Here is an 18744-nt window from a genome sequence, read left to right on the forward strand (position 1 = left end):
CCATTCCACTTTTTCTAATACATCCTCTCCTGTTAAGATCCATTTTGGTCTAAAATATATAATTCTCAATATCCTTTTAAAAAGGATATCAGAGGTGTGATTTAATGACTCAAGCAAGCAAGAGTAGTTGGACATACTCCGCCCAATTAAATTTCATGGCAGTTGTTGATACGATTTGTCCATCCACTGTTTATATACACGAAGCAGGCTGGTCCATTCAATATGGCGGAATCGATTTAGATATTTGGGGTTACCTTCTTATGGAATTTGACAGCTTGCCAGATCCATTATCAGAGGAAACATCGCAGCTGTTCGATGCGGCGGCTCTGCACTATTGCAGTAAACAGGAGGGTTTATCTGTAATTTCTCAACCAATCACGGGATTTAACGGTTTTTTTTCTACTTTATCAAGGGAGGATCGATTAATGGTCCTGGCTCTATTAGAAAATCTACAAATCCCGCTAGAAAACCTTCCTGGTCAATATCAAAACAACCCGGCTCTTATACGAAATATGATCAATTCTATTTATCAACTAACTATATTTGGCTATTATTCGGAGTGGTATGGCTATGGTGCTGCACGAACACTATCACCTGAATCAAGGCATTTATGCACCTATCCTATAAGCTGGGGCTATACCGGTTATCCAGGTCCATCATTTGGTTATCGGGTTTATAAAAAACCAGCACTGACCATTAAACTTTTGCAGAACCATTCAAAATATGAAAACTGACGTAATTGTAATCGGAGCTGGCGGCGGTGGAGCAGTAGTTGCAAAGGAGCTTGGTGAGCTTGGATTAAAGGTTCTGCTACTAGAAGCAGGACCCTGGTACGGGAACCGGAAATGGCCCCATCCAAATGCTGAACAAGGTGAAACTGGAAGTACAAGTCCAGAGGATTTAGATATACATCTATTTAAGGCAAACTATAACAAGTTAGAAGCAAACATGAACGATTTAATTTCAGGGAAACTTCGCTGGGGACCTGCAAACCGTGAACAACCACTTTGGAGCAGGATTTTTCAGCAAAGTGGATTTGCCTGGCAGAATTCTGGGGTAGGAGGCACGACTCAGCACTATCTTGCCAATTCACCACGTTCTTTTCAGACTGCAATCAATCAGGAATGGCCTCTCACTTATCGTGACCTTATTCCCTATTTTGAAAAGGTTGAATCAGAATTACCTGTCGAATTCGCTCCATCCACTGCTAAAGAGGAATTATTTTATTACGGTGCGAAAAAAGCGGGCTGGAGCCTCCTGCCTGCTCTTGATGTATCTACTCCAGGGTACCGGCCGCAGCCAAACGCAATTTTGCCGCCTAATGCCCAGCTTACTAACCTGGACTATTCTGTGGAGCAGCTATCCTGGATGGAGGGCTGTACCCTTTCAGGACATTGTGTAAACGGGTGTCCCCACGGCCCCGCTGTTGATAAAATTGCTAAGCGTTCCACCAATGTCAGCTATATCCCTTTAGCTATGAAAACAGGGAATGTCGAAATCCGCCCTAATCTTTTCACCTACAAAGTCATCAGTGAAAACGACCCAAAAGAAGGAATAAGAGCAATCGGAGTAAAGGTAAGAAACACTTGGAGCGGAGAAAGGGAGGATTTGTATGCAAATTGTATCATAATGGCTGCTGGATCCATTGAAAGCCCCCGTCTCTGGCTTAATTCGGCTTTACCGTATAATAACTGGATCGGAAGAGGGCTCGTGAATCATAACATGGATATGGTTACTGGGATCTTTAACAGAAAGGAATTAATTCATACAATAGGGAAAACAGATATAAATCCGTATACCGGGCATAACTCAGGAGCCAGGTTTGATTATCCCGGGCTGGGATCTATACAAGTCAATGGAGCCAGCCCAGGAATAATGGCAGCCTTTTCGTATGCATTAAGTAAATCAGGAAACAGCAGTTCAGATTTTAATGGAGAAAATGACTCATTCCTAAAAGGGCGAGTTATCGGGAAAGACTTAATAGAATTAATGGCGGATTATACAAGATCCTTTAATATCCTCATTGTAACAGATGATGATGTTCAGTATAGAAATGGCGTTTCCGTTTTTCCAGGAATACAGGATAATCATGGACCCATACCTTCGATAAGTTATACACCAACAAAGCAGACTTTAAGCAAGAGAAGAAAATTGGTAAATATAGCAACGGACATCCTCCTCCATGCCGGAGCAAGGAAAATAATTCATGCAGACTGGCCAGATAGATTAATGATCCACATTATGAGTACGATGAAAATGGGCTATGTTGTAGATCGAAATTGCGAATCATTTCAGGTTAAACGATTATTTATAACAGATAACAGTGTGCTCAGCAACGGTTTAGGAGGTGCCAATCCAACACTTACTACACAAGCTTTGGCATCCAGAACAGCGGAGAGAATATACCAAAAATACTTTTAACCAGAATCAAATATTCAGATAGTAATTTAAAAATAATGTGTTTTTATTTTAAGGATGTCGATAGGTCATAAGAAAAGCGTCCAACTATCTCTGGACGCTTACTTGTTCTACTAATCTTTAGTACTCGAAAATTTATAAATTAGTTAACTCCAACTGCATTAAATGCATTGGTAACTGTCGTTTTCTCTGCACTCGAAGCACCATATAAATCAGCTGCAGATTGGATTAAAGCTGCTCGTGCCTGCGAGAAAGTCGAAGAAGAAGTTAAGTAGATGGTGTTAGCACGGTAAAAAATAGCTCCTAACTTGTCTACACCAATTCCTTGTACTGTTACTCCATAATGAGTACCGCCGGCTCCTATTAAATAAGCTGCCTTATTAATAATCCCGCTGTTAGTATGGACTCCGCCGTTATCTGCAGTTCCCGTATATCTTTTAGAATAGTGGTCAGGATCTCCATATGCTGCAGGGTTGGACATTGAACGGAGAGCATCTCCGGCAACAGATGGTGTATAAATATCTTCACCGATATTATAGTCTGCTTTAGAAGCTTGGTACTTGTATTCTACTACAGTGCCAAATATATCTGAAATGGCCTCATTGAGGGCTCCAGACTGGTTTTGATAGATTAAATTAGACTCAGAAGATGTAACAGCATGGGTTAATTCATGAGCTACTACATCCAATCCGCCGGATAATGGGATAAAAGTAGAGCCATCTCCGTCTCCATATACCATCTGGGTTCCATCCCAGAACGCATTATTATATCTATTCCCGTAATGGACGGTAGATTTCAAACTGGCTCCAAGTCCATTATACGAATTGCGGTTAAAAGTCGTCTTATAATAATCATAGGTTTTACCTGCATAATAATGAGCATCTACAGCTGGAGCATCATAGGATGCATTGAAAAGATTATCTGTGTCTGACCAGAGAGTTCCTGGCAGTCTGCTGCCATTGTTTGCATTATATGTGAATATTCCATTACCTCTTGTATTGTCTTGAAGGTAATAGCGGCCGCCAGAAAGAGTTGTATTTAAGGATACTGAATTTTTCGTAACGCCAGTTCCGGATCCCACCGCATTAGTCCCGGTAACTTCGTGTAATGTATTATATTTATTAAGAATTTCCCCAGTTTTGACTGAGATAAAATAGAAATGGTTTCCTGGTTCTGGACTTAAGAAGTGTAACTGTACCTTATAGGCATATTCAGCCTGGTCATGATCCGTGAAAACGACTAATTCTGCCTTAGGGTCTGTTTCATATGAAGGTGTAAAACCTAAATCAGTTTGTGCTATGTTAATAGCTTCCTTTGATTTTATCCCTTTTTTGTCTTTGCCAGCCAGTTTCTGATCTAAGTCTGAAACTACTGTTCCGGATACAACATTTAGAATGCCTTTATCGTTTATGAGCGCAGATTGAGTTGACCCCCATACAGGTACACCGCCAAAAGCCTGCTGCAGTTTTAACACCGTATTGCCCAGCTCATCTTTACTTTTTTTCTCTATTAAAAAAGAGTCCCTTGCACTTTTCTTACCAAATTTGTAGGACTTCTTATTGTTGTCGAAATAATTAAGTATAATATCTTCAGCAGCTTTGTTAGATGCCTCCGTTAGATCCCCGGAAATAAATTCTAATGAGTTTCTCTCTTGATTATACTTTTCCACGCTCAACACATTTTTGGCAGCCAAAGCATCTGTTTGCGGCAATACTGAAACCATTAGACCAAGGGACAAAACAGTACTTGCTAGGAATCTTTTTTTCAACTAAATCTCTCCTTCTCGACATTTGATTTTTTTTAATCCATTTGTCCTTCAAACTTCTTGCTTGCAATTGATTCAGTCTGCTAAGCTGCCCGTAAAAAATGCGTAAAGTATAACCTTATAGCTACTCCTCCTTTAATTTACTTAAGAGAAATATTCATGCTTTCCATAAATAAATCCTTCTTTCCTAAGTTGGGAAAAACTTAAGAAAACGCATTAGAATTCTGTTAATTCTTCCTTATAAAATTCTAAAAAAAGTGTCGAACTTTGAACTAAACCATGTAAAATAGGCTTTTTTAAAATTGGGAAATAAAATGAAATATTCATTTGTCTATCCATCCAAGGATAAAAAAAAAGAACTGGCTGAAACAAATAAGCCAGTTCTTCACTCATTTACGTATAATTATCTTGATCTTTTATAATGAAGGAAGCTTTTGATAAAACATGCTGCCTGTAGAATATATAGCTTCTAGACCGTATATTTGGAAGGTACACTTACTTGCTGAGCCTTACTAGTTAAAAAAATTAAAATCAGTAGCATGTATTTCAAAAATTTTCAAACATTATGACAATTTATGTGTTAAAATAGAAATAAACGAACTTATCTAAGGTTAACGACTTTCTTAGTCATCCCTCATTTAAGAGAAGGAGTATAAGAAATGGAGAAAATTAGCGTTTTTCTGGATGATTACCGTCAACCCCCTGAAGGTTATGTGCTTGCAGAGACGATCGATGAGTGTATTCAGCTATTGTACAACTTTGATATAGAACATCTTTCTTTAGATCATGATTTATTAAATAAAACAAGGAATGGTTTTATGCTGGTTCAAATGATGGTGAAAGAAAAACTATTCGCCAACCGCATAACGATTCACTCTGCCAATTCAGTCGGCGGCAAAGCTATGTACAAACTTTTAAAACAGGCACAATTTGAGTCTATACTATCCCATGCCACTATTGTATCCCTTAGGCCCCTGCCCCTCCATTCCATTCCATCCAAGGTTCTGCAGCATTATATAGATGTGCGGTGAATGAAGCCACTCTTACCTTTCTCCTATGTGCTATTCGCAGTCACTTCCTAGAATCAAAAAAAGATTTCCTCCAAATGTCAGCCTATTCAATCCGGTATATAAAATTAAATAGGCAGATATCAAGAATACAGCAAGCTTAAAAAAAGAAAATAAAAAAGGCGCCAAAAATGGCAGCCCATACAAAATCTTCCTTCACTGCTATTCGATTTGCATCACTAGTATAGACGTGCCGCTTTATTGCTGCTCGTCGTTTTTGCTTTCTCCACTTTTAGTTCCTTTGCTCTTATAAGGCTTCGCACTCTTTGCTTTATTGGCACTAGTTTTCCAGCGGTTCCAGCCCTTCTTCCCTGTTCCCCTGCCCGTTCCGCCTTTGCCCTTTGCTTTACTCATGAAACCATCTCCATTATTCCTGCAATATAGTCAAATATGAGGATTATTCTTTTCCATTTTACCCTTTAAGCAAAATATTATTTTCCTGATGACACCATTTAATCATCAAAAGATGGTCAGCATGAAAAATGGAATTCTTTATTGTTAATCGAAAACGGCATCAGAATGATAACTCTACACCTTTAATGCTTCCTGTTCAACTCTTTGCACGAATTCTTTTACTGAATTGTTATTGCTTTTCTCGCTGCCCAGCTTCAGCATGGCTCTCCCTACAAAATTAACTCCTTTATTTTGCCCTTTATAAATAAACTTTGTGTGGGTATCATTGATTTTAAGTAACTCGAAAGTCAAAGTGATCTCAAATGCTTTTCCTAATACAAAGCTAAGCTGCTTTAGTTTTTTATCCTCCAAATTTTCATATGCCAGTGTTTCTACTATGTGTGTTTCAACACGCTTTCCTTCGCGATACGTTTGCTGATGCTTCGCCCCTGCTTCTTCTTCATTTTTTTCAATTAATGTGTGTTCCTCTACTTTAGGCATAATTTTTTTGACATTTATATCAGAAAATAAACTCCATATATTCTCAATATTAGCCGTAATAATAATCTCTTCTTCCCATTGAATCACTTTTTATACTCCCTCCCGGATGCCAGAAATTCATCTATTTCATCAACTTTGAGATTAAGTTCTTCTATTTGCATCCGTAATTTACTTCTCTTTTGTGCTAACAATGCTTCTAAATTAGTAAATGACTCATCTTCCATTACCGATATCATTTCTTGTATTGTAAAGCCAAATCTTCTTAGTTTTACCAAAAGAACAGCTAAAAACAAGCTTCCGTCATCGTAAAATCAGTAAGTTATTATTTGGATCAATATAAGCTGGTTCAAGTAATTTTACTTCGGCATAAATATCTCAAGGTTTCTTTGTTTAATCCAGTCAACTCTGCAAATGCACTAATTTTGTACATCCTTTCCCTCCTCCTTCTATCATAAACTATGATGTGCACCACAGGGTCAACGAGAATGATTTTGTTTAATCTTTTGAAGCAGTTATTAATTATGAGAGCAAAACTTTTTATTTAGGAATGTATAAGACAGCGTCGTTTATTACCTGGACCATTCTATACATATACTCAGCAAATATGGGTATAGCATGTAATAGGGGTGATGAACATGGCATTTGACTATACATTAGACTTTGATAACATTGATTTCCGTGAAAAACCAGAGTTGTATAGAGTAGGGCGTGGTGAGCAGGGAGTATTGCTTGTGGAGCCCTATAAAAGCGAAATCCTCCCGCATTGGCGGTTTAAAATGCCAGAAATCGCGGCTCAGTCATCTGAAAAAATTTATGAATTATTTCTAGATTATAAAGCCGAAGAGGATTTTGTCGGCATGGATATGGCAAGGAAATTCCTTCAGATGGGATACACGAGGGCCCGCCGCTACACAAATTATAAAGGCGGAAGAAAATATGGCCAGGACGGAAAGGAAAAAGAACGGCAGAATGACCCGGTGAAAGCCGAATCAGCTTCAATCTTTATGGAGAAGTGGAAGCTGGTTAGAGAGGACAAAGACTATTTGGCGATGAAGAAAAAGCATCAGGAGAAATATGGCTAAGCTGTTCAGCAAACCAATTTTCGTGCCTGTGCCTCAATACAGATATATTTTGTCGCCTTCCTGCAATAGCAAGCTCCTTACTCACTTCATACATTGGCCATATTTTACATGAACTGCCTCTATCTGATAATGCCGACGGGGTCATCCTGGCTGCATAAAATCATGCTTAAGAGTGTAAAGGTCCATTTTTTTCATTGCAAAAACGAGACCAGCGCAGGTGGCAGTTTTACCCTATCCATTACTAATTTAGCAAAACAAATCAGGCTGCTCCAAATTGCTACCCACTGACTGATGAGGTTTTTCTGCTGCTGACCTTACCAAAATCGATTCTACTACATCTGTGCTTCTTTGTTGATTCCTGTTCTTCTGTCATTCTTATTCGATCTTATTATTGTCCCTTACTTCAATCGTTTGAATAAAAGATTTCAGATCAAATATTGGATTATTTTTCAAACTACTAAAAAGAGCCGCCATAAGTATGCAGCTCTATTTCTAACATAAACAATCTATTTGATCATCTATAAGGCGGTCACTATTTTGTTTGATACCTTTGCCTGATTTGGCCTATCATCATCAAAAATAACCATTCTGCTGAAATCGGCATACAGCATTTCCCCTTTAATTAATGGACCGATTTGCCGATACTTTTCAGTACTAAGCTCTGCTTCCAGGATGTCGTCCGTATCAAGACGTTTCAATTCTACTCTGACGGCAGACCCAACCGTATGGACATGAATGACTTCAGAGGGGCTGCTCGTATCAAGAGCCGTTCTGCTAAGTACAATTTCATGCGGTCTAATATACCCCGCTGTTTCCTCATTAAGCCTTAATTCTTGTGGGATAGAGTCTCCGCGAAATTCATTGACCCTTCCGAGGAAGCTATACACAAACGAGTTAGCAGGATCATTATATACTTTTTCCGGACTTCCGATCTGTTCGATCTGCCCGTGATTCATGACTACGATGGTATCCGCCATTTCTAGCGCTTCTTCTTGATCATGTGTGACAAATACAGTAGTAATATTGAGTTTTTGATGCAGTTCCCTTAGCCAAAGCCGCAATTCCTGCCGTACTTTTGCGTCCAATGCCCCGAATGGTTCATCAAGAAGCAGCACTTCAGGTTCCACAGCAAGAGCTCTTGCCAGCGCAATTCTCTGTCTCTGACCGCCGGAAAGCTGTGCTGGATACCGGGCAGCAGTGTTCTCAAGCTGAACAAGCTTCAATAATTCAAACACCTTTTCATGAATCTGCTGTTTTGACGGTCGACTCTTGCGCGGCCGCACTTTTAGTCCGAAAGCAACATTTTCAAATATGGTCATGTGTTTAAATAAGGCATACTGCTGAAAGACAAAGCCAACTTTCCGTTCTTTTACTGATTTATCCGTATAATCGATCCCATTAAATAAAATCCTGCCTTGATTTGGGTTTTCCAGTCCCGCAATCAGGCGCAGAAGAGTTGTTTTTCCAGAACCTGAAGGACCTAATAACGCAGCAAAATCACCCTTAGGAATAGTTAAACTCACATTATTTACTGCTGGATATAAACCAAATGCCTTTGATACACTGTTAATGCTAATACTCACTCTAAAAACCTCCAATATGCGGTACCAGGCTTTATGTTTCTTCCGTACTCTCTCGATTAATGCCTCTTTTTTATAGACTTCCATTCTACAATGCTTTTTAAAAGCAAAGTGAACAGAGCGAGCAAGGCAAGCAGGGAAGCTGATGCAAAGGCGGCCGTAAAATTATATTCGTTATATAAAATTTCAACATGCAGCGGCAGTGTATTTGTCAGCCCCCGAATGTGTCCAGAGACTACCGAGACGGCGCCAAATTCACCCATTGCCCGGGCATTACAGAGAATCACTCCATAAAGTAAGCCCCATTTTATATTAGGAAGCGTGACTCTCCAAAATATCTGCCAGCCCCCAGCCCCTAAAGTTAAAGCTGCCTGCTCTTCCTCGGTGCCTTGTTCTTCCATAATCGGGAGCAATTCACGCACAACGAATGGAAATGTTACAAAGATTGTGGCCAGAACAATCCCTGGTATAGCAAAAATAATTTTTACGTTATGGGCTTCCAGAAACGGCCCCAGCAGACCTTGTGATCCAAACAGAAGGACAAAAACGAGTCCGGCAATCACAGGCGAGACAGCAAATGGGATATCAATTAAGGTAATTAAAATATTCTTGCCTTTAAACTCAAACTTAGCTATTCCCCAGGCGGCGATCACTCCAAATAAAGTGTTCAACGGCACTGAAATCGCAGCTATTGTTAGTGTTAATTTAATAGCTGACCAGGCATCAGGCTCAGTTAATGAAAGAAAATATAGCTCTATTCCCTTTTTTAGAGCTTCAAAAAAGACAGCCGCTAAAGGAACTAAAATAAATACTCCTACAAAAGTAAGGGAGATGAGAATCAGCACCCATTTTCTCATTAAAGGAACTAGATTTCCTTTCTTGTCTGCTGCTGCCTTGACATACATACACTTCAATCTCCTCTACACCGCTTTATGTTTTTTGGCACTTTTCCACTGCCAGAAATTAATCAAGAATAATAAGACAAATGAAAGCAGAAGCATCACCGTGGCTATTGCTGCAGCGCCCGCGTAATCATACTGCTCTAATTTGGTTATGATAAGCAGCGGAACGATTTCTGTTTTCATCGGCATATTCCCGGAAATAAAGACGACCGATCCATATTCCCCCAGTGCCCTTGCAAAGGCAAGGGCAAAGCCTGTCAAAAGGGCAGGGAAAATAGCCGGGAAGATAATCTTGATAAAGATCTGCACCGAATTTGCTCCTAGTGTAGAAGCCGCCTCTTCATATTGAATGTCCAAATCCTGCAGCACAGGCTGGACCGATCGAACTACAAAGGGAAGCCCGATGAAGATTAATGCCATGATAATTCCCAGCTGCGTAAAAGCGATTTTGATCCCTAGAGGTTCAAAAAAACGTCCGATCCATCCGTTGGGAGCATAAATCGAAGTCAGGGCAATGCCTGCTACTGCAGTAGGCAGGGCGAATGGCAGATCAACCAGTGCGTCTATCAGCCTCTTCCCGGAAAACGAATATCTCACAAGCACCCAGGCAATCAGAGTGCCAAAAACAGCATTAACCAGAGCGGCAGCAAAGGACGCCAGAAAAGTTAATTGAAAGGAAGCTGTGACTCTATCATCAGTCAAAGTCTGCCAGAAATCCGAGAAACTTAATGATGTTGCTTTTATAAACAGCAGGGCAATGGGGATCAAGACGATCAAGCTGAGATAAACAATAGAGTATCCCATTGAAAGGCCGAATCCTGGCAGAGTACGGCGGCGAATGGATATTTTACTCACGAATATGCTCTCCTTCTTGGTTATGGTTTATAAATCTCATCGAAGACGCCGCCATCATCAAAGTGTACTTTTTGCGCTTTTTTCCATCCTCCAAACTGTTCATCGATCGTAAAGAGGTTAATCTCAGGAAACTGGCTGCCGTACTTTTCCAGCGCTTCTTTAGAACGCGGACGATAATAGTTCTCAGCAGCAATTTTTTGTCCTTCTTCTGTATAAAGATAATCAAGATACGCCTTGGCTGCTTCTTCCGTTCCGTGCTTTTTTGCGACTTGATCCACTACAGTAACAGGTGGTTCTGCCAGAATGCTTACGGAAGGTACAACGATTTCAAACTTATCTTTACCAAGTTCATTCATCGCCAGAAACGCTTCGTTTTCCCAGGCTATCAATACGTCTCCAATCCCTCTTTCAACAAATGTAGTCGTTGAACCACGTGCTCCTGAATCTAATACCGGCACATTTTTAAATAGTTTTTTTACAAATGCTTTTGCTTTTTCTTCATCATTGTTGTTTTGCTTTAAGGCATATCCCCATGCAGCAAGATAATTCCATCTTGCTCCGCCTGATGTTTTAGGATTTGGTGAGATAACTGAAACCCCTGATTTTACGAGATCGTTCCAATCTTGGATTCCTTTTGGGTTTCCTTTTCGGACAAGAAAAACAATGGTTGATGTATATGGTGAACTATTGTCCGCAAGTTTTTGCTGCCAATTCTCGGATAACTTCCCTGCCTCCGCAATGGCATCGATATCATAAGCAAGTGCGAGTGTAACAATATCTGCTTCAAGGCCATCAATTACTGAGCGTGACTGCTTCCCGGATCCTCCATGTGATTGGTTGATTTTTACGTTCTGACCTGTTTTTTCTTTCCAGCTTGAAGCAAAGCTCTTATTAAATGCCTCATAAAATTCTCTCGTTGGGTCATATGATACATTTAATAATTCAATATCTTGAGGCTTCTTTTCAGCTTCCGCCTTTGCTGGTTCACTGTCTGAGCTGGAAGACGGATTCGAACAGCCGATCGCACCTAAAATTAAGAGCATTGAAAATAGAGCAAGCCATGTTTTTTTCATCTTTACATTCTCCTTTAATTGTCTATTTTTGGGCTTTTCTCCATAGAAAAAGCCCCCTAGGCACCTTTGCATGATCATTTAAAGGTAACTACAGGAGCCTTCGGTGGTCCGATCGGCGGTATTCTTTTTTTATCGCACCTTCACCTTCCGGGTTTTGTTTTTCTTAATAAAGGCAACCGGTGCTTCTCTAATTTATCGATTTGGGTTATTTGTGAATCATGAACAGTAATCTGGATACTGCCATACTCAAGACTCTCCAGCAGTGCTTTGATTTTTTCGATTACCTGCTGATCAATCCGGTTTTTCAAAGACAACAAAATCATCTCCTTTTAGAAATGTAAGTCGGTTTTCGAGTAAATCTCCTAATGTAGTACGCTCAAGTACAAAAGCAATTGTATCCCTAATCAAAGACCATAGCGGCTTCAATTGACAGCTCCCTTCCAATGGACAAGGTTCGTATTTTGTAATAGAAGCACAAGCCATTGGTGAAAGTGGGCCTTCCAAGTCACGGATTACTTCCCCAATATTTATTTGCTCAACTGTCTTATGAAGAAAATAACCTCCCTTGGCCCCTCTTTTGCTTGAAACATAACCCAGTTTCTTTAATTGAAGAAGCAATTGTTCCAGATAATGTACAGTAACAAGCGTTTTCTCAGAGATTTCCTGAATAGACACGACCCTTCCTTGCTCGTGTCCTAGAACTAGTAGGGCCCGTAAAGCATACTCCCCTTTACTCGATACCTTCATAGTACCCCTGCTTTCTAATGTTGAGTGTTATAGTCAACATTTACTGGCAATTAATTACTTGCTTCAATCTTTGTATACACTTTATGTAGCACGGGATAAAAGGTACATATAAAATAAGACTCAAAAAGGCACTTACCTGTATATTAAGATAAGCGCCTTCAGTTCGTCTGATCAGCCGTGTATTTAATTATCTTTAATGCCGATAATTTTTATAGGATTACTTGTTTAATAATATAATATGATTTATTTATAAAGGCAATCACTTTTTCGAAAAAAATGATTATTTTGACTTCTCCTTATGTAGAGTTGTCTCTTCGCAATAAAAAAAGGATCCATAAGATCCTCTCTGCACGTGGCGAATTAGCTGTAATGCCTTTAACCCCCGCCCATAGTAAGTAATAAAATTATATTTCTATAGGGCTCGGTCCAGATATTCCAAATAACAGCAGCTCTTTTACAACTTCTTTGGTTCTCTCCTAGCAAATAAACTGATCATAAAGATAATCACTCCATTAAGTCAAAAATCAAGTGCGAGAAGCATCCCCCGTTAATCCAAAGCAAAGACTATGAAATATAAGCATAGATAAGCAAAAACTTCCTAAACTAAATCATAAAACCCAAGAACAGAAGCATAGATCTCAAAAACTTAAGCATATAAACCAAAAACTTAAGCATAAATTGAAGCTTGAAGTTTCTGAGCTGCTAAAAAGCCTTCGTTAGATGTTATTTTTCCGCTAAAACTTCCGCTGGAGAATAATAATCTATTAAATGGATAAAAAACAATCCTTTTTATTTCTATTTTTCTCTTAAATATAAGAAAGTGTGATTGTGATTATTTGTCTTTTGGTATCGTTTCCATGAATTAAACAAGAAACTGCCTTTTCAAGAAGAAGTTAATGAAAAGCTTCTTGGTTCTTGTCACCGTGAGAATTTTATTCATCATAAAAATAAAAGCATAAAAAACATAGGGTTATGGTCGGTACTTATAAACATAAATTTGTTCTACAAAAATCTGAAAACCGGTCCAAAATTTATAAGAACAATTGGCCCAGTTGTATTGAAGAAAACGTTTGCGTTACCTGCTATAAATAAGCCCCACAATTGAGCATCCAAACCGGCCGAAACTATAGCTATCCTGGCCATTTTATATTCCCTCTCAGTTATGCATCTATAACAAAGTGAGTTATATCGTTTATTACATTCCTTAGTACATCAATGGAATCAACAGGATCGTGACAAGTTAAACCATGATTAACTCCTGGAATAAGCTTTGACATTAAATTTGGATTCGATTTTAACTGTTGGAATCTTTCATTGGTATAAATACTGTCTTGATCTCCTATGAAGCACAGTCCTCTATGTCTACCATTTACCATCGTATCCATTACATCATCTCTATGTAGTAAAGGAGTTAACCAGATTGCGCCCGCATCTTTGAATATATCCCTCTTCAGCTCAGAACTCATTGCAATGGTGCCAAGTGATTTACCGATAAAACAAAAGTGATCATAGTGCCTTTCGTTTAAAACACTATCAAGAACAGTTCTTACGTCATAGGTAATAACCTCACTTAGTTCATTCGTACTATATTCAGTAAAGGGTTCCTGGTTGTATTGATAATTCACCTGTAATAAATCATAAGAATTATTAACAAAAACCCCTGTTGAATAAAGAAGAAAAGGAGCCAGCACCGTATATCCGGTTCCAGGAAGCATAATCGCCAATGATTTTGATTCCTCCTGAGTGCTTAATAAGGAATAAGAAACATCGAGTTCCATGTGGCCTTTAACTTTCTTCTTAAGTTCTTTGAACATAGTCTTCTCCAGCTTGCCTTACGGTCAATTTTTTAGTCCTACATGATATTATTCTCAATAAATGAGTTTACTAAATTATACATTTCATAACCGTATTTGTAATATATTTCTTTTTTTATGACGAATTTTATGTCGCAACAGAAATAATCCCTAATGGGTTAGGGATTATTAGACAAAACTTACATAAAAAAGCTAGAAGTTTTGAGTGGAATTTAAAAGGCATTGCTCCCTTAAAAAAAGGTAAGAAGAACATTCAGTATTCATGAGGTGGATAAGGAGTATTTATAGCAGCAGGCTGGAGACATATTTACATGATACGGGATGACATTCGTACTTATACGTCTCCTGCAGGAACAAAAATTCAGATATTACAAAAAATCAAAGAACCCCCCATAATAAGTAGATGGGTTAATATGCAGCTGAAATGATTTTCCTGCTTTTTAATTGGGCGTCTCAATTATGCTTCCTCTTCCCTTGTAAAGGTTAGTTCTATTTAGGGTATTTTGTCTTTTCGATTATTAATTTGCCTAGGGATGTCTTATATCGCCTATCTGTTCAAGTAAAATGGCTCCAAAGAAAAGAGTAAAATTGGATCTGTTAAAACTTAAAAGGAACTTTAAAATAAATGACCAAAAAAATTATAATGAAAATGGACAAGATATATGATAGCACCGGGCGAAAATGGTGTAGCGCAATAACGGAGAACATGATTAAATCAAATAAAAAAGAATATCCAAGACTCCAGCCATAATCATATGATATTCTGTCAAACTTAAGTAACACCCACTCGACAGCAATATAAATCCCTGACCAGACTAGTATATATAGGAAGCGGCGAATCGCCATCTCTGGAAAATGAGAAAGAAATAGAAAAATACTGATGGGCATAGTAATGATAGCGTATACAATTACAGTCATTTCATGCCCATATAGTAAGTCAGAATGAAACTTCCAAAGGGAATTCTTTTTTACGATATATTCATAAAGCAAGCCGCCTGCAGCTACAAAAAGCATGCTTGCATGATACTCTTTCCACTTTTTCCAATCCGCCCACTTTAAGGACGCCATAATTGTCAAAATTGTAATTACTACATGCATATCTTATTCCCTTTCGAGATCCTTTTAAAAAAGTTTGCCCTTTTTTTGAAAATCTATCACAACTGAATAGTATGACAGACCCCATTGCAGACTGTGTAAGGGATCCCATAAACCCGAAATTGACATTTTTATAAGGAATAGAGTTATCTAGGAAATAGAACATAGAACCTTATAAAATGAAGTTTTTATTGTGATACGATACAAGGAGAACTCCACATTGTCTTTTCTCGGCAATTCGGTGCTCTTCAATGGCTTGGTTGTATAAATGTATGATTCATAACGAATAATCTTCCTATAAAGTTCTGTGAAACAATCCCTTTAACTACTTCTGCTGTAAGTTCAGCATCACCATTGATAATAGTTGCTGCTTCATTTAATTGTAAATCACTTCGTGGATACCGAATTGATTAACCTCCTCATGAAAAAAAGCAGCAAAAAAAGAGCAACAATCCGCCCATTCGAATTATATCAGGAATTACATTTGCTCAATCGTGTAAAACATTACCTTTCAAACCTTCTTCTTAAATACTGAACAATAGACAACTTTCCCTAAAAGAAGATCATTCTTACTTTGCAATCCTCTGTAACTAAATTGTTAGGCAGCTGTTATCTTTCTTTTTAAGCTGCCGTGTTATTATGTAAGAAAAATAATATCAAATTCAAACAATCTTCAAGGAGAACCTCAAGAATGGAATTACAACGCGACTATGAACTATTAAAACAAGAAATCGAGCTGTTAAGGACTTCCCTACATATATCGGAAACAAAAGTACACAGTCTTAAGAAGATGCTCAAAGCAGAATATGAAATGTCATCCGATAAACCCCAAAATTATAAATTTATGCTCGGATTGGATCAATCAGTTGACAACCAAGCAGTAAAGCGTGAATTTAAACAGCTTCTAAAAGCCCTACATCCTGATCGCGGCGGAGATGAGAGACTTTTTAAAGTGTTTAGTGACCATTATAGTAAAATAAAATTCTAATGATCAGTATCCGCCTACTCTATCCTTTATAATGGATCATAAAAACCAATTTAATTAGTGCTTATTTGCCAGGCTCCTGTACACAAGTAAAAATACGAATAAATTAGCTATTATACTTGTCAGGATGAATGATAAAAAAGAAGAGCCATATTGCTGTCCAAAAACATTCTTTTCAAACTATATACTTTTCGGCTCTGTGGCCGGTGCTTTTAAAAAAAATTCAAAAAAGCTTACCTTCTCTTCTTTCCGATGTATAACCTTATCATCCATAATTTTAATCATGCCATTCGGACCTCCTACAGGAACTAGGAAATCCCCTTCCTCTCTGTTTTCTAAAAATAACAGGAACTCCTCTGCCCAGCCTTTATCAAACATATCTATTCCCGCGATTATTTGTTGAGAGGATTCTCCTTTGTAAACCTTGTTAATTTTAAATTCATAACCTTCAAAAACGAAATCACCGGTTTTAGGCTTACTTGAAAAGTCATATGTCCCAGTAATCGTAAGTACAGAACGATCGATAACTTCTTGAGGCTGTACTTCTACCCACTTTGATGCTGATACTTTTGGGTGGATGCCCATCATAGGTGCAGTCACAATACCTAGGAATAATAGGTCTTCTTACGTGAAACATATTTCTCACATAGAGCACTGGAACTTTTATGTGGCGTTTTTGGATTTTTATGTGGCTGATTCACGATTTTACTTGGCTAATTCCTGTTTTTATGTGGATGACATACAATTCGAGCGGTTACATCAGCCGGCCCAGTTATATGTTTCAACACATAGAATTAAAAAGTAGGAACGATCTAAAGAATATATTTGCTTTTACCAATTTTACTAAATATTGTTATTTTTTCACTCTCTTTCTTTTTTTAATAAATAGGATATACCGAACTGGTCGCAACCCATCCGGACTTTTGCTGAAGGAATAATCGCCAAGCGCATCAAAACGCCTCAACTTCTTGTAAAATATTAAAAAGCAAATTGATTTCCTTGTACCAAATGTAGAAACGGCTGTCTCTGCGTGGCTCCACAATAAAAGTTCTCAATTTACTGTGTTACCCTATGGGCAATCTTTTCCAATCACCTTATTAATCTGGGCATCTTTTTCCTCACTCTTTATATATTCGAAAAATCCTAGTCTATTTCCCCAAGGGTCAGTAAATGTACCCCATTTGACCGGGACTTCTTTTCGTGAATGAATAGCAAATTCAGGAACATCCAACAGGTCCATCAGTCTGTTCCGCTCATCTTCAATATTTCTGACACAGAGACGGATAGGACCGCTTCCAACCGAGGAGATTCCTTCTGCAACCTGCAGCCAGCAGCCAGGGAGAAGCTCCCATTCGGCAAATCCATCATGAGGAATTAAATCAGCCTTTTTATTTAATAAGGTTTCATACCATTGGTGTCCTTTGCTAAAATCGGCTACACGAACTTGAATGGTCATTTCACAGTACATTCCATTACCCTCCCACATAATTTTTCCTTTTTTTTATTTCCACATTAGCTGTGATATTTCCTTTACGGCTTGATCCTTACATAAAGAAAAGCCGCTAAAAAGCGGCCGGAAAAAAGGGAATCAAGTTATAGTTTACGCTTTCTGCATGAGGAAGTTTGATGAACTAATAGCACTTGAAAGTGTAGACTTAATGGATATTTTATCAAAAGAAAGTCCTAGCTGCACAGCAGTCTGAGCTATTTCAGGCCTTAGTCCGGATAAAGTGGTCTTCACACCAATTAAGCTTAGCGCTTCAATGAGCTGAAAAATCTGCTGGGCAACCATGGTATCAATCATGACTACTCCTGAAAGGTCTAAAAAAAGCTGGTTAACTCCTAACCGGGAACACTGTTCCAACGTATTTTCAAGCATAAACTTCGCCCGTGAAGTGTCAACATCGCCGACTAAAGGCAGAAGTGCCACATTCGAATTTAGACCAATTACAGGGGAACTCAACTCCATGATTAATTCCTGCTGCGCCTGGAGTTTTCTTTGTGAATAAGTTGTATGTTCTTCTGTAAACCAAATAATGATTTTGCCAAAGGTTTTCATGACAATTTGGTACCAGGAAGCTACTTCACTATTGGAGTATTCAACTTTATGTAGGTTTGCGAATTCATTAATCAAATCAATATATTGATCCTGCGTTCTAAAGAATTCTCTATGTATAAACTGAAGAGGCGTACCAGAATGTTCTTCATCTTGTGCAATCTTGAAAATCCACTCTTCCAAACCTTTGAAAAAAGTAGTTTCATCCTGATTAAAAACCTTAAAGAACCTTTCATGAAATTCATGATTTTGTTGTTTTACAGTCTGAATAACGATAGGATCTTTAGAAGAATAAACTCCTTTAGGATCATTTTTATCAAGTTGCTCATACCAATCTTCTGTAAGTTCCCAGGATTTAGACATTAAAAATTGGTATAAATCATTATTTCTATGCATAGCTTACTCCCCTTA

20 protein-coding genes are annotated in these 18744 nt (G+C 38.3%); 5 read left to right on the plus strand and 15 right to left on the minus strand.

Annotated features, from left to right (window positions below; translation table 11 throughout):
* The first annotated feature begins 104 nt into the window (after positions 1-104).
* A complete protein-coding gene (locus JOC77_RS04275) occupies positions 105-734 on the plus strand; it encodes a hypothetical protein (protein ID WP_204539046.1) in 630 nt (209 codons plus the stop codon).
* Entirely contained in the window at positions 724-2421 is a 1698-nt protein-coding gene (locus JOC77_RS04280) for a GMC family oxidoreductase N-terminal domain-containing protein (protein WP_204539049.1), read from the plus strand. The genes JOC77_RS04275 and JOC77_RS04280 overlap by 11 nt, the downstream gene beginning before the upstream one ends.
* A 139-nt stretch (positions 2422-2560) precedes the next feature.
* Here the strand turns inward: JOC77_RS04280 and JOC77_RS04285 are convergent, their stop codons facing one another.
* Positions 2561-4141, minus strand: coding sequence for a M4 family metallopeptidase (locus tag JOC77_RS04285; protein ID WP_420850644.1), 1581 nt, complete (start codon positions 4139-4141; stop codon positions 2561-2563).
* Between the two features lie 701 nt (positions 4142-4842).
* Between JOC77_RS04285 and JOC77_RS04290 the strand changes: the two genes are divergently transcribed.
* The gene (locus JOC77_RS04290) at positions 4843-5214 is read left to right on the plus strand and encodes a cyclic-phosphate processing receiver domain-containing protein (RefSeq protein WP_204539055.1); all 372 of its coding nucleotides are present in this window, start codon (positions 4843-4845) and stop codon (positions 5212-5214) included.
* A 234-nt stretch (positions 5215-5448) separates the two neighbouring features.
* Here JOC77_RS04290 and JOC77_RS04295 read toward each other — a convergent pair whose 3' ends face one another.
* From JOC77_RS04295 to JOC77_RS21180, 3 genes are all read right to left on the minus strand, one after another.
* Positions 5449-5604 carry a DUF3934 family protein gene (locus JOC77_RS04295; RefSeq protein WP_204539058.1) on the minus strand — a complete coding sequence of 52 codons (156 nt, stop codon included), beginning with the start codon at positions 5602-5604 and terminating at the stop codon, positions 5449-5451.
* Positions 5605-5778: 174 nt separating this feature from the next.
* Complete coding sequence (locus JOC77_RS04300) at positions 5779-6231, minus strand: SRPBCC family protein (RefSeq protein ID WP_204539061.1); 453 nt, start codon at positions 6229-6231, stop codon at positions 5779-5781.
* Positions 6228-6437 carry a MerR family transcriptional regulator gene (locus JOC77_RS21180; RefSeq protein ID WP_239558578.1) on the minus strand — a complete coding sequence of 70 codons (210 nt, stop codon included), beginning with the start codon at positions 6435-6437 and terminating at the stop codon, positions 6228-6230. Before JOC77_RS21180 ends, JOC77_RS04300 begins: the two co-directional genes overlap by 4 nt.
* Positions 6438-6779: 342 nt before the next feature.
* On the opposite strand from JOC77_RS21180, the gene JOC77_RS04310 reads away from it, so the two are divergent.
* Positions 6780-7226: a DUF4385 domain-containing protein gene (locus JOC77_RS04310; protein WP_204539064.1), complete on the plus strand. Its 447-nt coding sequence runs from the start codon at positions 6780-6782 to the stop codon at positions 7224-7226.
* Between the two features lie 518 nt (positions 7227-7744).
* Here the strand turns inward: JOC77_RS04310 and JOC77_RS04315 are convergent.
* The 8 genes from JOC77_RS04315 to JOC77_RS04350 form a co-directional block, all read right to left on the minus strand.
* Positions 7745-8809: a TOBE-like domain-containing protein gene (locus JOC77_RS04315; RefSeq protein WP_204539069.1), complete on the minus strand. Its 1065-nt coding sequence runs from the start codon at positions 8807-8809 to the stop codon at positions 7745-7747.
* A gap of 56 nt (positions 8810-8865) precedes the next feature.
* On the minus strand, positions 8866-9711 hold the full coding sequence (gene cysW / locus JOC77_RS04320; protein WP_204539073.1) for a sulfate ABC transporter permease subunit CysW: 846 nt from the start codon (positions 9709-9711) through the stop codon (positions 8866-8868).
* A 15-nt stretch (positions 9712-9726) separates the two neighbouring features.
* Complete coding sequence (cysT, locus tag JOC77_RS04325; RefSeq protein WP_204539077.1) at positions 9727-10563, minus strand: sulfate ABC transporter permease subunit CysT; 837 nt, start codon at positions 10561-10563, stop codon at positions 9727-9729.
* A gap of 20 nt (positions 10564-10583) precedes the next feature.
* Entirely contained in the window at positions 10584-11636 is a 1053-nt protein-coding gene (locus JOC77_RS04330; protein ID WP_204539080.1) for a sulfate ABC transporter substrate-binding protein, read from the minus strand.
* Between the two features lie 140 nt (positions 11637-11776).
* Positions 11777-11959 (minus strand): YezD family protein, encoded by a 183-nt coding sequence (locus tag JOC77_RS04335; RefSeq protein ID WP_239558579.1) that lies wholly within the window; start codon positions 11957-11959, stop codon positions 11777-11779.
* A complete protein-coding gene (locus JOC77_RS04340; RefSeq protein ID WP_204539088.1) occupies positions 11928-12383 on the minus strand; it encodes an RrF2 family transcriptional regulator in 456 nt (151 codons plus the stop codon). Before JOC77_RS04340 ends, JOC77_RS04335 begins: the two co-directional genes overlap by 32 nt.
* Positions 12384-13543: 1160 nt before the next feature.
* Positions 13544-14197, minus strand: coding sequence for an alpha/beta hydrolase (locus JOC77_RS04345; protein WP_204539093.1), 654 nt, complete (start codon positions 14195-14197; stop codon positions 13544-13546).
* Positions 14198-14794: 597 nt separating this feature from the next.
* Positions 14795-15295, minus strand: coding sequence for a CBO0543 family protein (locus JOC77_RS04350; RefSeq protein ID WP_204539098.1), 501 nt, complete (start codon positions 15293-15295; stop codon positions 14795-14797).
* Between the two features lie 688 nt (positions 15296-15983).
* Between JOC77_RS04350 and JOC77_RS04355 the strand changes: the two genes are divergently transcribed.
* Complete coding sequence (locus JOC77_RS04355) at positions 15984-16280, plus strand: hypothetical protein (RefSeq protein ID WP_204539101.1); 297 nt, start codon at positions 15984-15986, stop codon at positions 16278-16280.
* Between the two features lie 177 nt (positions 16281-16457).
* On the opposite strand, the gene JOC77_RS04360 is transcribed toward JOC77_RS04355, so the two are convergent.
* From JOC77_RS04360 to JOC77_RS04370, 3 genes are all read right to left on the minus strand, one after another.
* Positions 16458-16865 carry a hypothetical protein gene (locus JOC77_RS04360; protein ID WP_204539104.1) on the minus strand — a complete coding sequence of 136 codons (408 nt, stop codon included), beginning with the start codon at positions 16863-16865 and terminating at the stop codon, positions 16458-16460.
* A gap of 481 nt (positions 16866-17346) precedes the next feature.
* The gene (locus JOC77_RS04365; protein ID WP_204539107.1) at positions 17347-17745 is read right to left on the minus strand and encodes a VOC family protein; all 399 of its coding nucleotides are present in this window, start codon (positions 17743-17745) and stop codon (positions 17347-17349) included.
* A 132-nt stretch (positions 17746-17877) separates the two neighbouring features.
* Positions 17878-18729 carry an STAS domain-containing protein gene (locus JOC77_RS04370; protein ID WP_204539110.1) on the minus strand — a complete coding sequence of 284 codons (852 nt, stop codon included), beginning with the start codon at positions 18727-18729 and terminating at the stop codon, positions 17878-17880.
* Positions 18730-18744: the final 15 nt, after the last annotated feature.

This window comes from Peribacillus deserti (assembly GCF_016909175.1).
Classification (GTDB): domain Bacteria; phylum Bacillota; class Bacilli; order Bacillales; family DSM-1321; genus Paraperibacillus; species Paraperibacillus deserti.